This window comes from Streptomyces adelaidensis (assembly GCF_016598475.1).
Lineage (GTDB): Bacteria > Actinomycetota > Actinomycetes > Streptomycetales > Streptomycetaceae > Streptomyces > Streptomyces adelaidensis.
Window position 1 is genome coordinate 32,847 of the sequence record NZ_JAEMUX010000068.1, and the last position, 15,913, is coordinate 48,759.

The 15,913-nt window shown below is 69.2% G+C and carries 14 protein-coding genes; 10 read left to right on the forward strand and 4 right to left on the reverse strand.

Annotation, left to right across the window (positions count from 1 at the left end; translation table 11 throughout):
• Window positions 1-283 precede the first annotated feature (283 nt).
• Window positions 284-625 carry a small hydrophobic protein gene (locus tag I8N67_RS30535; RefSeq protein ID WP_200307467.1) on the forward strand — a complete coding sequence of 114 codons (342 nt, stop codon included), beginning with the start codon at window positions 284-286 and terminating at the stop codon, window positions 623-625.
• A gap of 163 nt (window positions 626-788) precedes the next feature.
• Here I8N67_RS30535 and I8N67_RS30540 read toward each other — a convergent pair whose 3' ends face one another.
• Window positions 789-1,547: a potassium channel family protein gene (locus tag I8N67_RS30540; protein WP_200307468.1), complete on the reverse strand. Its 759-nt coding sequence runs from the start codon at window positions 1,545-1,547 to the stop codon at window positions 789-791.
• Window positions 1,548-1,641: 94 nt separating this feature from the next.
• Window positions 1,642-4,389, reverse strand: a complete 2,748-nt coding sequence (gene aceE, locus I8N67_RS30545; RefSeq protein WP_200307469.1) for a pyruvate dehydrogenase (acetyl-transferring), homodimeric type — start codon at window positions 4,387-4,389, stop codon at window positions 1,642-1,644.
• 401 nt (window positions 4,390-4,790) lie between these two features.
• Here aceE and I8N67_RS30550 point away from each other — a divergent pair, with 401 nt between their 5' ends.
• The 6 genes from I8N67_RS30550 (at window position 4,791) to I8N67_RS30575 (ending at window position 9,443) form a co-directional block, all read left to right on the forward strand.
• Window positions 4,791-5,237 carry a DUF3052 domain-containing protein gene (locus I8N67_RS30550; protein WP_200307470.1) on the forward strand — a complete coding sequence of 149 codons (447 nt, stop codon included), beginning with the start codon at window positions 4,791-4,793 and terminating at the stop codon, window positions 5,235-5,237.
• Window positions 5,238-5,449: 212 nt separating this feature from the next.
• Window positions 5,450-5,908 (forward strand): peroxiredoxin, encoded by a 459-nt coding sequence (locus I8N67_RS30555; protein WP_200307471.1) that lies wholly within the window; start codon window positions 5,450-5,452, stop codon window positions 5,906-5,908.
• 113 nt (window positions 5,909-6,021) lie between these two features.
• Window positions 6,022-6,597: a calcium homeostasis/redox stress adaptation protein gene (locus I8N67_RS30560; protein WP_200307472.1), complete on the forward strand. Its 576-nt coding sequence runs from the start codon at window positions 6,022-6,024 to the stop codon at window positions 6,595-6,597.
• A gap of 152 nt (window positions 6,598-6,749) precedes the next feature.
• Window positions 6,750-7,325, forward strand: coding sequence for a TerD family protein (locus I8N67_RS30565; RefSeq protein WP_200307473.1), 576 nt, complete (start codon window positions 6,750-6,752; stop codon window positions 7,323-7,325).
• 124 nt (window positions 7,326-7,449) lie between these two features.
• Window positions 7,450-8,592, forward strand: coding sequence for a DUF475 domain-containing protein (locus I8N67_RS30570; protein ID WP_200307474.1), 1,143 nt, complete (start codon window positions 7,450-7,452; stop codon window positions 8,590-8,592).
• Between the two features lie 110 nt (window positions 8,593-8,702).
• Window positions 8,703-9,443 carry a TerD family protein gene (locus tag I8N67_RS30575; RefSeq protein ID WP_200307475.1) on the forward strand — a complete coding sequence of 247 codons (741 nt, stop codon included), beginning with the start codon at window positions 8,703-8,705 and terminating at the stop codon, window positions 9,441-9,443.
• Between the two features lie 10 nt (window positions 9,444-9,453).
• Here I8N67_RS30575 and I8N67_RS30580 read toward each other — a convergent pair whose 3' ends face one another.
• Complete coding sequence (locus tag I8N67_RS30580) at window positions 9,454-10,272, reverse strand: TerD family protein (RefSeq protein ID WP_200307476.1); 819 nt, start codon at window positions 10,270-10,272, stop codon at window positions 9,454-9,456.
• A 190-nt stretch (window positions 10,273-10,462) separates the two neighbouring features.
• On the opposite strand from I8N67_RS30580, the gene I8N67_RS30585 reads away from it, so the two are divergent.
• From I8N67_RS30585 to I8N67_RS30595, 3 genes are all read left to right on the forward strand, one after another.
• Window positions 10,463-11,629, forward strand: coding sequence for an HpcH/HpaI aldolase/citrate lyase family protein (locus I8N67_RS30585; RefSeq protein ID WP_200307477.1), 1,167 nt, complete (start codon window positions 10,463-10,465; stop codon window positions 11,627-11,629).
• Window positions 11,630-11,747: 118 nt separating this feature from the next.
• A complete protein-coding gene (locus I8N67_RS30590) occupies window positions 11,748-14,348 on the forward strand; it encodes a phosphoribosyltransferase (RefSeq protein WP_200307478.1) in 2,601 nt (866 codons plus the stop codon).
• On the forward strand, window positions 14,348-15,160 hold the full coding sequence (locus I8N67_RS30595) for an HAD family hydrolase (RefSeq protein WP_200307479.1): 813 nt from the start codon (window positions 14,348-14,350) through the stop codon (window positions 15,158-15,160). The genes I8N67_RS30590 and I8N67_RS30595 overlap by 1 nt, the downstream gene beginning before the upstream one ends.
• Before the next feature lie 26 nt (window positions 15,161-15,186).
• Here I8N67_RS30595 and I8N67_RS30600 read toward each other — a convergent pair whose 3' ends face one another.
• The gene (locus tag I8N67_RS30600; RefSeq protein ID WP_372443832.1) at window positions 15,187-15,891 is read right to left on the reverse strand and encodes a DedA family protein; all 705 of its coding nucleotides are present in this window, start codon (window positions 15,889-15,891) and stop codon (window positions 15,187-15,189) included.
• Window positions 15,892-15,913: the final 22 nt, after the last annotated feature.

Sequence of the window (15,913 nt, forward strand, 5' to 3'; positions counted from 1 at the left end):
CGCTCCACCGCTCCACGCGCGGGTTTCGGCCCGCGTTCGCCTATCAGGGTGACAACGGTAAAGATCGCTTCCACCCGGTACCCGCCGCAGGTCACAGTGGGTCAAGTCCTCCGCACGGCATGGTTGTTCGACCGCGGAGCGACCCTGGGGGTCTGCGGCGCGCTGCCGGAGGGGGGGCAGCGCGCCGCAGTCAGGTCCGGCCCACTCCTGGTTTCGACCGGCCCGCCGGGGTACTCGCCCTTCCGTAGGCGAACTGACCGCGAGGTTCAGGGAGTTGTTGACGATGGCGGGCTTCGGACACGGTACGCGCAGGCACCCCCGATCACGTGGCCGGACGTGGTCACGATGGGGGTCCCCCCGGTCGAGCGAAGTCGAGACTGGGGGAGGGCCGGATCGCGCGACCCTCGGCATCATCGGAGTCATCTGCGCGATCGCGGGCTTCTTCGTCCTGGGCATCGTCCTCGGACCCGTCGCGATCCTCTGCGGCTGGCTGGCCATGAACCGAACCTGGTCCGGCGCCCGCCCCGTCCCCGCGGTCATCGCCGTCGTCCTCGGCGCCATCGACACCGTCCTGGCCATCATCTGGCTGGCGGGCACGGCCACTCCGGGAGCCGGATTCTTCTGATCCGACATGGAGTGAGGGAAAAGGGCAGGGGCCCTCGGCGATCGAAGCCGAGGACCCCTTGGGTTCGGGGCGCGTTCAAGGGTGCCGGTTTTCAAGGGGCGCGGGGAACCGCGCGACCAGCCCCCACCCACCCGCACTCGGGAACACACCGGTGGACCCACGGTCATCGGCGTTGCTCCTCCAAGGCCCCCGGCGCGGAGCGCAACGCCGCCACCTCCGCCCGCAACAACCGAACCTCGTCCGTCAGCGCGGTTATCGCCGCGGTCTGCCGCCGCTCCTCCGCGTCGTCCTTCTCGAATCGCGATATGAACCACGCCGCGATGTTCGCGGTCACCACACCCAGCAACGCGATCCCCGACAGCATCAGCCCGACCGCGAGCACCCGCCCCAGCCCGGTCGTCGGCGCGTGGTCCCCGTACCCCACCGTCGTCATCGTCGTGAACGACCACCACACCGCGTCGCCCAGATTGTCGATGTTCCCCCCGGGCGCGTCCCGCTCCACGGACAGCACCGCCAACGACCCGAACATCAACAGCCCGATCACCGCCCCGCCGACGTACGTCGTGAGCCGTATCTGCGACGACATCCGCGCCCGCTGCCCGACCAGCAGCAAGGCCGCCACCACCCGCAGCAGCCGCAGCGGCTGGATCATCGGCAGCACGACCGCGCACAGGTCCAGCCAGTGCGACCGTACGAACTCGCGCCGCCGCTCGGTGAGTGCGAGCCGGACGACGTAGTCCAGCGCGAACGCGCCCCACACCCCCCACTCGGCGGCCTCGCACCACCACTCCACGTCCGCGCCGGAGTCGGGCCACACGATCGGCACGGCGTACGCGACGGCGAACACCGCGGCCAGGCCGAACAGCGGCCGCTGTGTGTGCTGTTCCCAACGGGTCTGCGCCGAGACCGCTCGCTGCTTCATGGACGCATCGTAGGAAACGCGCAGGGGTGGTGAACCCGCAGGTTCACCACCCCTTGACACCGACCGCCGTGTTACGCGGCGGTCGGCGGAGCGTCTACGCGTCGCCGCCCGCGGCCCCGGGGTCGGCCGCCGCCACGTCGAGCAGCTGGTACCGGTCGATCGCCTGCTTCAGCAGCGAACGGTCCACCTTGCCCTCACGCGCCAGCTCGGTCAGCACCGCGACCACGATCGACTGCGCGTCGATGTGGAAGAAGCGCCGGGCCGCGCCCCGCGTGTCCGCGAAGCCGAAGCCGTCGGCACCCAGCGACTGGTACGTGCCCGGCACCCACCGCGAGATCTGGTCCGGCACCGACCGCATCCAGTCGGAGACGGCCACGAACGGCCCCTCGGCGCCGCTCAGCTTCTTCGTCACATACGGGACGCGCTGCTCCTCCTCGGGGTGCAGCAGGTTGTGCCGCTCCACCTCGACCGCCTCGCGGCGCAGCTCGTTCCACGAAGTCGCCGACCAGACGTCCGCCTTGACGTTCCAGTCGGCGGCGAGGATCGCCTGCGCCTCGACCGCCCACGGCACCGCCACACCGGAGGCCATGATCTGTGCCGGGATCGAGCCCGACTCGCCGGCCTTGAAGCGGTGGACGCCCTTGAGGATGCCCTCCACGTCCACGTCCGCCGGCTCGGCCGGGTGCTGGATCGGCTCGTTGTAGACGGTCAGGTAGTAGAAGACGTCCTCGCCCGGCTTGCCGTCGGCCGTCTCGCCGTACATCCGGCGCAGCCCGTCCTTCACGATGTGCGCGATCTCGAACCCGTAGGCCGGGTCGTACGCGACACAGCCCGGGTTCGTCGAGGCGAGCAGCTGAGAGTGTCCGTCCGCGTGCTGGAGACCCTCACCGGTCAGCGTCGTACGGCCGGCGGTCGCACCCAGCACGAAGCCGCGCGCCATCTGGTCCGACATCTGCCAGAACTGGTCGCCGGTGCGCTGGAAACCGAACATCGAGTAGAAGACGTAGACGGGGATGAGCGGCTCGCCGTGCGTGGCGTACGCCGAACCGGCCGCGATCAGTGACGCCGTGCAGCCCGCCTCGGAGATGCCGTCATGCAGCATCTGCCCCGTCGGCGACTCCTTGTAGGCGAGCAGCAGATCGCGGTCCACGGCCTCGTACTGCTGGCCGAGCGGGTTATAGATCTTCGCGCTCGGGAAGAACGAGTCCATGCCGAAGGTGCGGTACTCGTCGGGCGCGATCAGCACGAACCGCCGGCCGATCTCCTTGTCCCGCATGAGGTCCTTCAGCAGCCGTACAAACGCCATGGTCGTGGCGATCGACTGCTGACCGGACCCCTTCTTCACACTCGCGTACGTCTTCTCCTCCGGCAGGGCCAGCGGCTTCGCCCGCACGACACGCGTCGGGACGTACCCGCCGAGTCCCTTGCGGCGGTCGTGCATGTACTGGATCTCCTCCGAGTCCGGCCCCGGGTGGTAGTACGGCGGCAGGCCTGACTCCAGCTCCTTGTCGGAGATGGGCAGGTGGAGGCGGTCGCGGAAGCCCTTGAGGTCGGCGACCGTCAGCTTCTTCATCTGGTGCGTGGCGTTGCGGCCCTCGAAGTTCGGACCCAGCGTCCAGCCCTTGACCGTCTTCGCCAGGATGACCGTCGGCTGACCCTTGTGCTCCACGGCCGCCTTGTACGCCGCGTAGACCTTCCGGTGGTCGTGACCGCCGCGGCCCAGGTGCAGGATCTCGTCGTCGGTCATGTTCTCGACCATCGCGCGCAGCCGCTGGTCGTCACCGAAGAAGTGGTCCCGGATGTACGCGCCGGTCTCGGTGGCGTACGTCTGGTACTGGCCGTCCGGCGTGGTGTTCATCCGGTTGACCAGCACACCGTCGCGGTCCTGGGCCAGCAGCGGGTCCCAGGAGCGGTCCCACACCAGCTTGATCACGTTCCAGCCGGCGCCGCGGAAGACCGACTCCAGCTCCTGGATGACCTTGCCGTTGCCGCGCACCGGGCCGTCGAGGCGCTGGAGGTTGCAGTTCACCACGAAGGTGAGGTTGTCGAGGCCCTCACGGGCGGCGAGGGTGAGCTGGCCGAGCGACTCCGGCTCGTCCATCTCGCCGTCGCCGAGGAACGCCCACACATGCGACTTGGAGGTGTCCGCGATGTCGCGCGCCGCCATGTACCGGTTCATCCGCGCCTGGAAGATCGCGCCCAGCGGGCCGAGGCCCATGGACACGGTCGGGAACTCCCAGAAGTCCGGCATCAGGCGCGGGTGCGGGTAGCTGGACAGGCCGTACGGGGCCTTGGACTTCTCCTGGCGGAAGGCGTCGAGCTGCGTCTCGCCGAGCCGGTCCAGGAGGAACGCGCGGGCGTAGATGCCCGGCGAGGCGTGCCCCTGGAAGAAGATCTGGTCGCCGCCGTCGCCCTCGTCCTTGCCCCGGAAGAAGTGGTTGAAGCCCACGTCGTAGAGGGAGGCGGAGGACGCGAAGGTCGCGATGTGGCCGCCGACGCCGATGCCGGGGCGCTGGGCGCGCGACACCATGACGGCGGCGTTCCACCGGGTCGCGTTGAGGATCTTCCGCTCGATCTCCTCGTTGCCCGGGAAGAACGGCTCGTCCTTGGTCGCGATGGTGTTGACGTAGTCCGTGCTGCGCATCTCGGGCACGGCCACACGCTTCTCGCGGGCCCGCTCGATGAGCCGGAGCATCAGGTAGCGCGCGCGCTCACGGCCGCGCTGGTCCACGGCGGCGTCGAGCGAGTCGAGCCACTCCTGGGTCTCCTCGGGGTCGAAGTCAGGGACCTGACTCGGAAGGCCGCCAATGATGATCGGATTGCGATCGGATCCGGAAGCCACGCTGTTCCTTAGCTGTCAGAGGGCCGCTCTTCAGGGTGTTCCATAGGTGCCTGCACCGTCCCCCATCGTGTACCTCGACGACGCAAACGTCATCTCTACCGAGAGGTAACAGGGGTGGTGACTTGCCCGGCGAAGGTAGTAAAGGTATTCGACTCCCGTATCCTCGGATGGTTGCCGAATGCACAAACCGGGCAGAACGGTGTGGCGTGCGTCACATGACGCTGTGAATCCCCGTAGAGAGTTGCGGTGACACAGCCCGGATCGTCACCGTTTCGGCGGTCTCGAAGGCTGGGTACTTGCGCGATCCGTCCCGCCCGTGTGGACTACGGCCAACGCTTCGCGTACGCGCGTGGCTCATTCCCAGGGGGAAACCCCACCCGAACATGATCAGGAGGCAACCCGTGAGCGCGACCGCGGACCACGCGGAGGAGCGGACGAACCCTGCCGCAAGGCTGGGGTTCCAGCCCGAGCAGGTGGTCCAGGAGATCGGCTACGACGACGATGTCGACCAGGAGCTCCGCGAGTCCATCGAAGAAGTCGTAGGCAGTGAGCTCGTCGACGAGGACTACGACGACGTGGCCGATGCCGTCGTGCTGTGGTTCCGCGACGACGACGGCGACCTGACCGATGTGCTGGTGGACGCCACCACCTACATCGAGGAGGGTGGCTCGATTCTGCTGCTGACGCCGAAGACCGGGCGTGACGGCTATGTGGAGCCCAGCGACATCTCCGAAGCCGCGACGACTGCGGGGCTGTCCGCGTCGAAGAGCGTCAGCGTCGGCAAGGACTGGAGTGGGAGCCGGTTGGTGACGCCGAAGGCGGCGAAGTCCGGCAGCGGTAAGAGGTGACTCCGTAGCCTCGGGGCGGCTTGACCGCCCCCGGAACCCGGGGCGAGCCGTGCGAGGGCGACCACGACATCGCGGTGGCTTCTCGCGCGGTTCCCCGCGCCCCTGGAGAAGGCCCCTTTCGGGGCCACCCTCCAGGGGCGCGCCGTTTCCCGCCGGCGGGGCCTGCGTAGGCTGGGTCACCCGAACAGCCCAGGAAGGGACGCGGGAGAATCATGGCGATCCAGGTCGGCGACAAGGCCCCCGACTTCGAGCTCAAGGACAACCACGGCGCCACCGTGCGGCTCTCGGACTTCCGGGGCGAGAAGAACGTCGTGGTGCTCTTCTACCCGTTCGCGTTCACCGGGGTCTGCACCGGCGAACTGTGCGAGCTGCGGGACAACCTGCCGAGGTTCGTGAACGACGACGTGCAGCTCCTCGCGGTGTCCAACGACTCGATCCACACGCTGCGGGTCTTCGCCGAGCAGGAGGCGCTGGAGTACCCCCTGCTGTCGGACTTCTGGCCGCACGGCGAGGTCTCGCGCGCGTACGGCGTGTTCGCCGAGGACAAGGGCTGCGCGGTGCGCGGGACGTTCATCGTCGACAAGGAGGGCGTCGTCCGCTGGACGGTGGTCAACGCCCTGCCGGACGCCCGCGACCTCGGCGAGTACATCGCCGCCCTCGACACCCTGTGATTCTTCGGCCCCAGGGCCTGCGGTGGACGGGAACCCGTCACTAGGATCGAGACGTTGATCCGATACCAACGCAAGACGGGGCGCCCCGCCCCTGACATCAAACGGAGGACTTCGTGGGAGTCAGCCTCAGCAAGGGCGGCAACGTATCGCTGACCAAGGAGGCCCCTGGCCTGACCGCGGTCATCGTCGGTCTGGGGTGGGACATCCGCACCACCACCGGCACCGACTTCGACCTGGACGCCAGCGCGCTGCTGCTGGACTCGTCGGGCAAGGTCAGCAGTGACGCCAACTTCATCTTCTTCAACAACCTGAAGAGCCCCGACGGCTCGGTCGAGCACACCGGCGACAACCTCACCGGTGAGGGCGAGGGCGACGACGAGCAGATCAAGGTCAGCCTCGCCACCGTCCCGCCCGAGATCGAGAAGATCGTCTTCCCGGTCTCGATCTACGACGCCGAGAACCGCCAGCAGTCCTTCGGCCAGGTCCGCAACGCGTTCATCCGGGTGGCGAACCAGGCCGGCGGCGCCGAGATCGCCCGCTACGACCTCTCCGAGGACGCCTCCACCGAGACGGCCATGGTCTTCGGCGAGCTGTACCGGCACGGCGCCGAGTGGAAGTTCCGCGCCATCGGCCAGGGCTACGCCTCGGGTCTGCGCGGAATCGCCCAGGACTTCGGTGTGAACGTCTGAGCCACCGGGGAAGTCCCACAGGGCTCGTCGAAACGTCCGGCGCCGCTGTCATCACCGACCGCGGCGCCGGACGCGCTCGTACGACGACACCTGAACAGACGACAACTGAACAGCTGAGCAACTGAAGCTCGAAATCGGGGAGGACCAGCACCATGGGCGTCACACTCGCCAAGGGGGGAAATGTCTCCCTCTCCAAGGCCGCGCCGAACCTCACGCAAGTACTGATCGGACTCGGCTGGGATGTCCGGACCACCACCGGAGCCCCTTTCGACCTCGACGCCAGCGCACTGCTGTGCCAGAGCGGCCGGGTGCTGGGGGACGAGTGGTTCGTCTTCTACAACAACCTCAGGAGTCCGGACGGCTCGGTCGAGCACACCGGCGACAACCTCACCGGTGAGGGCGACGGCGACGACGAGTCGCTCATCATCGACCTCTCCCGGGTGCCGGCCACCGTCGACAAGATCGTCTTTCCGGTCTCCATCCATGACGCGGAGAACCGCGGCCAGGCCTTCGGCCAGGTCAGCAACGCCTTCATTCGTGTCGTCAACCAGGCCGACGGCCAGGAACTGGCCCGCTACGACCTCTCCGAGGACGCCTCCACCGAGACCGCGATGATCTTCGGCGAGGTCTATCGCTATGGCGGAGAGTGGAAGTTCCGTGCGGTGGGACAGGGGTACGCGTCGGGTCTGCGCGGCATCGCGCTGGACTTCGGAGTCAACGTCTCCTAGCGCGATATGCGCAAAAGCCGGGCCCGCGTGGGGCGCGGGGGGCAGAGGACTAGACTTCGGTTCAAAGTTTCGTAAAGCCGCGCGCGGCGCGGGGGAACCCCGTACACACACGATTGGGTAGCCAGTGGTTCTGAAAACCTTCGGCTGGTCGTTCGCGGTCACCGCGCTCGGCTTGGTCGCAGCGGTTCTCTACGACGGATGGACGGCGCTCGGGCTCGTCGCCATCCTGTCCATCCTGGAGATCTCGCTGTCCTTCGACAACGCGGTGGTCAACGCCGGGATCCTGAAGAAGATGAATGCCTTCTGGCAGAAGATCTTCCTCACCATCGGCATCCTCATCGCCGTGTTCGGTATGCGCCTGGTCTTCCCCGTCGTGATCGTCGCCATCAGCGCCAAGCTGGGTCCGATCGAGGCCGTCGACCTGGCGCTCACCGACAAGGACCAGTACCAGCAGTACGTGACTGACGCCCATCCGTCGATCGCGGCCTTCGGCGGTATGTTCCTGCTGATGATCTTCCTGGACTTCATCTTCGAGGACCGGGACATCAAGTGGCTGGGCTGGCTGGAGCGCCCGCTCTCCAAGCTCGGCAAGATCGACATGCTGTCGGCCTGTATCGCGATGATCATCCTGCTGGTCACCTCGATGACCTTCGCGACCAACGCCCACCAGCACGGCGGCGCCCACGTCGACAAGGCGCAGACGGTCCTGATCTCCGGCCTCCTGGGCCTCATCACCTATCTGATCGTCGGTGGTCTCTCGGGCTTCTTCGAGAACAAGCTGGAGGAAGAGGAGGAGCGCGAGCACGAGGAGGAGGAAGCGGCGGAGCGCACCGGCAAGCCGCGCTCGGCCGTCGCCCTCGCCGGCAAGGCCGCGTTCTTCATGTTCCTCTACCTGGAGGTCCTCGACGCGTCCTTCTCCTTCGACGGTGTCATCGGCGCCTTCGCCATCACCAACGACATCGTCCTGATGGCGCTGGGCCTCGGCATCGGCGCCATGTACGTCCGGTCGCTGACCGTGTACCTGGTCCGCCAGGGCACCCTCGACGACTACGTCTACCTGGAGCACGGCGCGCACTACGCGATCGGCGCCCTCGCCGCGATCCTGCTCATCACCATCCAGTACGAGATCAACGAGATCATCACCGGTCTCATCGGTGTCGTCCTGATCGGCTGGTCCTTCTGGTCCTCCGTCCGCCGCAACAAGGCGCTGGCGGACGCGGAGGGAAAAGCTGACACCTCCAAGGAGGAGGTCTCCTCCGGGGTGTGACCACCCGTGAGGTGAGGGAACGCTCTGAGCGGGGCGGCCGACGCGGATTCGTCCTCGTCGGCCGCCCCGCTGGTGGTTGACCACGACGACACGGCAGGTGTGGGGCGGGCATGAGTTTCCTGGACAACCTCTGGCGCGGGCGGGCCTCGGAGTTCGACGCGGGCAGCGCGGCGACCAACGCCATCGAGCTGACCAAGCGGCAGCAGAAGGTGTCGCTCAGCAAGCAGAACGCGGCGGCGGGCCATCTGCGGGTCAACCTGTCCTGGCGGATGCGCACGTCCGACATCGGCGGGATGAAGCGGCAGAGCGTGCTGCGGCACCCCTTCAAGGCCCTGCGGCCCGAGGAGGTACAGGCGCACAGCCAGAGCATGGTCAACGTCGACCTCGACCTCGGCTGTCTGTACGAGCTGGCCGACGGGACGAAGGGGGTCGTCCAGCCGCTGGGCGGCTTCCTCGGCGACATCAACGAACCGCCGTACATGCGGCTCAGCGGGGACGACCGGTTCGGGTCGGGGTCCGGCGAGACGATGTACATCAACCTCGACCACCGGGACGCCTTCAAGCGGATGCTGGTCTTCGTCTACATCTACGACCAGACACCGGCGTTCGACCGTACGCACGCGATCGTGACGCTGTATCCGAGCAACGGTCCACGCATCGAGATAGGCCTGGACGAGAGGCACCCTCAGGCCCGGTCGTGCGCGGTGGTGATGATCGAGAACGTGAAGGGGGAGATCCTGGTGCGCCGGGAGGTGAAGTTCGTCTACGGCTTCCAGGCGGAGCTCGACCGGTTGTACGGGTGGGGCCTGCAGTGGGGGCGGGGCTACAAGTCCAAGGCCGATCGCTCGTAGCCGCGCACCCTCAGCGGCCGATGAACTGCGGGCCCTGCGGAGGCAGACGGAAGTCGGGGTCCAGGGCTGCCGCCGTGGGCTGGGGGTAGCCGTAGGCCGGGCCGCCGGTGGTCGGCGGGGCCGGCTGGGCCGCTGGGTAGCCGTAGGCGGGCTGCGTGCGGGCCGCCGGAGGGTAGCCGTACGAGGGCTGGGACGGGACGCCGGCGGGGGGCTGCTCCGGGGGCAGGGGGGCCGAGGGCTCCGGGGACGGAACCTGCGTCGTGGTCGCCGCCGCTGCCGCCGCCTCGGTCTCGTCCACGTAGATGCCGAAGTCGGTGGCGAGACCCTGAAGGCCGTTGGTGTAACCCTCGCCCAGGGCACGGAACTTCCAGCCGCCGCCGCGGCGGTAGAGCTCGCCGCAGATGAGGGCGGTCTCCTCGCCGGTCTCGGGCTTGACGTCGAAGTACGCCAGGGGTTCGGCGTCGGCGACGGTGGCGTCGTACAGCAGGATGCGCAGGGACCGTACGCGGTCGAAGGAGAAGTCCTCGGCGGAGGCCACGAGGAGAATCTGGCCGACGGCGGACTCGACACCCGAGAGATCGGTCTGGATGGTGTCGGTGAGGCCTTCGGCGACACGCTTCTTGCCGAGGCGCCAGACCTTGCCCGAGGGGTGGCGGGGCTGGTTGTAGAAGACGAAGTCCTCGTCGGACCGGACGCGTCCGTCGAGGCCTAGGAGCAGCGCCGAGGCGTCGACGTCCGGGGATCCTTGACCGGGCGCCCAGCGCAGCACGGCCCGGACCGCCGTGGCTTCGATCGGGACGTTCGACCCCTTCAGCATCGCGTGCGTCATGCGGTCATCCTGCCCTCTCGGTCCTGATCACGACAACGCGGGGGCAGCGAAGCGTCGGTGAAATCGTCCAGCGCCCGTCATGGCCGGGTTACCAGAACTTCACGCTCGGCGGGAACTGATGTCACACATTTGTACGTACTATTACCGGCCACCATCACGACTGGCCGCCTAGCAGCCACGGGGGAAGCACATGCGTCATTTCGGGCACATCGCCCCTGAGGAGCGTCAGCGCCTCTTCTACCGGGAGCCGGAGTCCTTCACCGCCGACTCCCCGACCCGCATACTCGCCGCCGCGCTCGGCGCCACGCTCTACAGCCCGGCGACCCGGGAGCGACTGGCCGACGACATCGTCAGACAGGCCGGGCTCGGCGTGGTCTCCATGGTGCTGTGCCTGGAGGACTCGATCGACGACGCGGAGGTCGCGGGCGCCGAGGAGAACCTGGTCCGGCAGTTCGCCGAGCTCGACGCCCGCCCGGACGCCGAGCTTCCGCTGCTGTTCATCAGGGTCCGCTTCGCGGAACAGATACCCGACCTCGTACGCCGCTTCGGCCCCGCCGTACGGCTGTTGTCCGGGTTCGTCTTCCCCAAGTTCACCGAGGAACGGGGCGTCGCCTTCCTGGAGGCGCTCACCGCCGCGGAGGCCGCGAGCGGGCGGCGGCTGTTCGGCATGCCGGTGCTGGAATCGCCCGAGCTGATGTACAGGGAGACGCGCGTAGAGGCCCTCCAGGGCATCGCGCACACCGTCGACAAGTACCGCGACCGCGTGCTCGCGCTGCGCCTCGGCGTCACCGACTTCTGCTCCTCCTACGCGCTGCGCCGGGCGCCCGACATGACGGCGTACGACGTCCAGATCGTCGCCTCCGTGATCGCGGACGTGGTGAACGTGCTGGGGCGGGCCGACGGCACGGGGTTCACGGTGACCGGGCCGGTGTGGGAGTACTTCCGGGTCCAGGAGCGCATGTTCAAGCCACAGCTGCGCACGAGCCCCTTCGTGGAGAACCGGGCCAAGCGGCTGCGCGAGACGCTCATCGAGCACGCCCTGGACGGTCTGCTGCGCGAGATCTCCCTCGACCAGGCCAACGGGCTGCTCGGCAAGACCTGCATCCACCCCTCGCACGTACTGCCCGTGCACGCGCTGTCCGTGGTCAGCCATGAGGAGTTCGGCGACGCCCAGGACATCCTGCGGCCCGAGCGGGGCGGCGGCGGAGTCCTGCGTTCCGCCTCCCGGAACAAGATGAACGAGGTCAAGCCGCACCGCGCCTGGGCCGAGCGGGTCCTCCAGCGCGCCGAGGTCTTCGGCGTCGCCAACGAGGACATCGGGTTCGTCGATCTGCTGGCCGCCGGCCTGCCCGACTGAGCTCCGGTGAGCTCCGGTGAGCTCCGGTGAGATCCGGTGAGATCCGGTGAGATCCGGTTCGAATCCCTACGTCCCGCATCCGCGTCGTACCGACCAAGTCGTACCTACTAAGGAATCGATGATTAACGCAGTGAACGACACGACCGGCACGAGTGGATCGGTCTGGTCCGGTGCCTGGGTCGCCGAGCGGCTCGGGGTCGAACTGGTGGGCGGGGAGGAGCTGAGCGGTCTGCTGGGGCTCGCGCTGCGGCGCAACCCCAGGCGGGCGCATCTGCTGGTGTCGAACGTGCTCGGCAAGCATGTGCCGCAGTCGCCGGCCGTCGTGCACGGCCACGGGTTCGCGCTCGGCCGCCGGGTACGGGAGCTGTTGGGGCCGGCCGGGGTGCGGACCGCGGTCGTCCTCGGGTACGCCGAGACGGCCACCGGGCTCGGCCACTCGGTCGCGGACGGGGTGGGCGACGCGCCCTATCTGCACTCCACCCGGCGTCCGGTCGAGGGTGTCGACCAGGCCGGTGGCTTCGAGGAGTCCCACTCCCACGCCACCTCGCATCTGCTTCTGCCGCAGGACGCCACGCTGCTCGCGGGGCGGGGGCCGCTGGTGCTGGTCGACGACGAGTTCTCCACCGGGAACACCGTCCTCAACACCATTCGCGCGCTGCACGAGCGGTATCCGCGCGAGCGGTACGTCGTCGTGGCGCTGGTCGACATGAGGTCGGCCGCCGACCAGGGGCGCCTCGCGGAGTTCGCGCGGGAGATCGACGCCCGGGTGGATCTGGTGGCCGCGGCGAAGGGGACCGTGCGGCTGCCGGACGGGGTGCTGGAGAAGGGGCAGGCGCTCGTCGCCGAGTACGAGGCCGCGGCGGCGATCCCGGTCGTGGTTCCGGCCGGGGACGGCGCGGCCACGCGGGTCACCCCGGTCGACCTGGACTGGCCGGCCGGTGTGCCCGACGGCGGGCGGCACGGCTTCACGCCGGCGCACCGAGAGCGTCTGGCGGCCGCCCTGCCCGGCATGGCCGCGCGCCTCGCCGAGGCCCTCCCGGCGGGGGCCCGCCGGGTGCTGGTGCTCGGCTTCGAGGAGCTGATGTACGCGCCGCTGGCCCTCGCGCGGGAACTGGAACGCCTGCTGGAGGGGACCGGGGCGGAGATACGGTTCTCCACCACCACGCGGTCACCCGTCCTGGCCGTCGACGACCCCGGCTACGCGATACGCAGCCGCATCGTCTTCCCCGCGCACGACGATCCCGCCGACGGGCCCGGCGAGCGGTACGCGTACAACGTGGCCGGCGGGGGCTTCGACGCGGTGGTCGCCGTCGTCGACTCCGTGGCCGACACGCCCGCCCTGCACGCCGGTGACGGCCTGCTGGCGACCCTCGCCGCGCACACGCCCGGCGTGCTGCTGGCCGTCGTACCGTCGTTCGTGCCGTCGTCCGTGCCGTCGTTCGTGCCGTCGTTCGTCCCGCCCGTCCGGCACCGCGGGGACACGCCGGCCCGGCCGGCCCGGCCCGGCGCCGTCGCGGCGGCAGCGAAGAAGCCGACCCCGCACACCCCCGAAAGGCCCCCCATGCTCCCCGAGCCCCTACGCGGCCCCGACTTCTCCTCCTACGCGCCGGACGAGGTCGGCTGGCTGCTGCGGGACCTCTCGGACGTCACCCTGGAGGCGCCGACCGAGGAGCGGGAGGAGGCCATCCAGAGCGGCGGCGCGCACTACGCGGAGTCGCTGCCGGTCGAGTACCAGCCGAGTGAGCGGTATCAGGCGCTGTTCCAGAGCGCGCTGGAGGTGTCGGCCGACCGGATCGCGCTGGCTGTCGGCGTCGTCACCGAGACCGTCCTGGCCGAGCGGTCGTCGCGGCCGGTCATCGTGTCGCTGGCGCGGGCCGGCACACCCGTCGGTGTGCTGATGCGGCGTTGGGCGCGCTACCGGCACGGGATCGAGGTGCCGCACTACGCCGTGTCGATCGTGCGCGGACGCGGGATCGACGCCAACGCGCTGCGCTGGCTGGCGGCCCACCACGACCCCGCCGACGTCGTGTTCGTCGACGGCTGGACCGGCAAGGGCGCGATCACCCGTGAACTCGCGGCGGCGCTGCGGGAGTTCGAGAAGTCCGACCAGATCACCGGCTTCGACCCGGAGATCGCGGTGCTCGCCGACCCCGGGTCCTGTGTGCGGACGTACGGCACCCGTGAGGACTTCCTCATCCCGTCCGCGTGCCTCAACTCGACCGTCTCCGGGCTGATCTCACGGACCGTGCTGCGCGCTGACCTCGTCGGCCCCGACGACTTCCACGGGGCGAAGTTCTACCGGGAGCTGGCCGGCGTCGACGTCTCCGTGGACTTCCTCGACGCCATAGCCGCCCGCTTCGGCGACGTCGCCGAAGCCGTGGACGCCCGGGCCAAGGAACTCCTCGCCGCCGATCGCACGCCGACCTGGGAGGGCTGGGCGGCCGTCGAGCGGATCAGCGAGGAGTACGGCATCCACGACGTGAACCTGGTCAAGCCCGGTGTCGGGGAGACCACTCGGGTGCTGCTGCGCCGGGTACCGTGGAAGATCCTCGCGCGAGCCGGGGCGGGCGCGGACCTCGACCACGTACGTCTGCTCGCCGAACAGAGAGGGGTCCCGGTGGAAGAGGTCGCCGAACTGCCGTACACCTGCGTGGGGTTGATCCACCCCCAGTACACGCGGGGCGCGACCGGCGCCGACGGCAAGGCGGTGGCGGTCTGATGCCCGGACCCCAGGTACTCGTCGCGAGCGACCTCGACCGTACGCTCATCTACTCGGCCGCCGCGCTCGCGCTGACCATGCCGGACGCGCGGGCGCCCCGGCTGCTCACCGTCGAGGTGCACGAGAGCAAGCCGCTGTCGTACATGACGGAGACGGCCTCGCGGCTGCTCGCCGAACTGGGCGAGGCGGCCGTCTTCGTGCCGACGACGACCCGGACGCGCAAGCAGTACCAGCGGATCAACCTGCCTGGTCCTGAGCCGAAGTACGCGATCTGCGCCAACGGCGGGCACCTGCTGGTGGACGGCGTCAGCGACGTCGCCTGGCACGAGCGGGTGACGGCCCGGCTCGCCGACGAGTGCGCGTCGCTCGACGAGGTGCGGGGCCACATGGAGGCCACGACGGACCCGGCCTGGGTGCGCAAGCACCGGGTCGCGGAGGATCTCTTCGTCTACCTCGTCGTCGAGCGCGAGCTGCTCCCCGAGGAGTGGGTGAAGGAGCTGGCGGTGTGGGCCGAGAACCGGGGCTGGACCGTCTCCCTCCAGGGGCGCAAGCTCTACGCCGTGCCGAAACCGCTGACGAAGAGCGCGGCGATGCGGGAAGTGGCCCGCCGGACCGGGGCCGAGCTGACGCTCGCGGCCGGTGACTCGCTGCTGGACGCGGATCTGCTGCTCGCGGCGGATCGGGCGTGGCGGCCGGGGCACGGGGAGTTGGCGGAGGCGGAGTGGTCCGGGCCGGAGGTCAGGGCGCTGCCGGAGCGGGGGGTGCTCGCCGGGGAGCGGATTCTTCGGGAGTTCTTGCGGGTCGTGCGTTAGTTCCTCACGGATGCGGACTGTGCCGGTCAGGGGGTGGGGGCGCTGTGGTTGGCGGGCTGCGGGTCGTTCGTGGCTTGTCGCGCAGTTCCCCGCGCCCCTGGACGGCGGCTGCCGTTCCCGCCTCTCAGGAAGCGAACCAGTATGAACGCCAGTACCGCCACGCCTGCCGCGCCCAGCACGATCTTGGAGTAGGTCGAGACGATCGTCGTCACCTCGGTCCAGTTGGCGCCCAGGGAGTAGCCGGCCAGGACGAAGGCCGTGTTCCAGAGGGCGCTGCCCAGGGTGGTGAGGAGGGTGAAGACGGGCAGGAGCATGCGTTCCACGCCGGCCGGTACGGAGATCAGGCTGCGGAAGACCGGGATCATGCGGCCGAAGAAGACGGCCTTGGTGCCGTGCCTGAGGAACCAGGCCTCCGTCTTCTCGATGTCGGAGATCCTGACCAGGGGCAGCCGGGCGGCGAGGGCGACGGTGCGGTCCCGGCCGAGGAGGGCACCGACGCCGTAGAGAGCGAGGGCGCCGATCACTGAGCCGGCGGTGGTCCACAGCAGGGCGGCCGCCAGGCCCAGCTGACCGGTGCTCGCGGCGAAGCCGGTGAGGGGGAGGACGACCTCGCTGGGGATCGGCGGGAAGAGGTTCTCCAGCGCGACGGCCAGACCCGCTCCCGGCGCCCCCAGAAGGTGCATCAGACCGATGATCCACAGGGGGGCGCCGCTCATCGACTCCGCTTGCATGGCTGTCATGCCGGCACGCTAG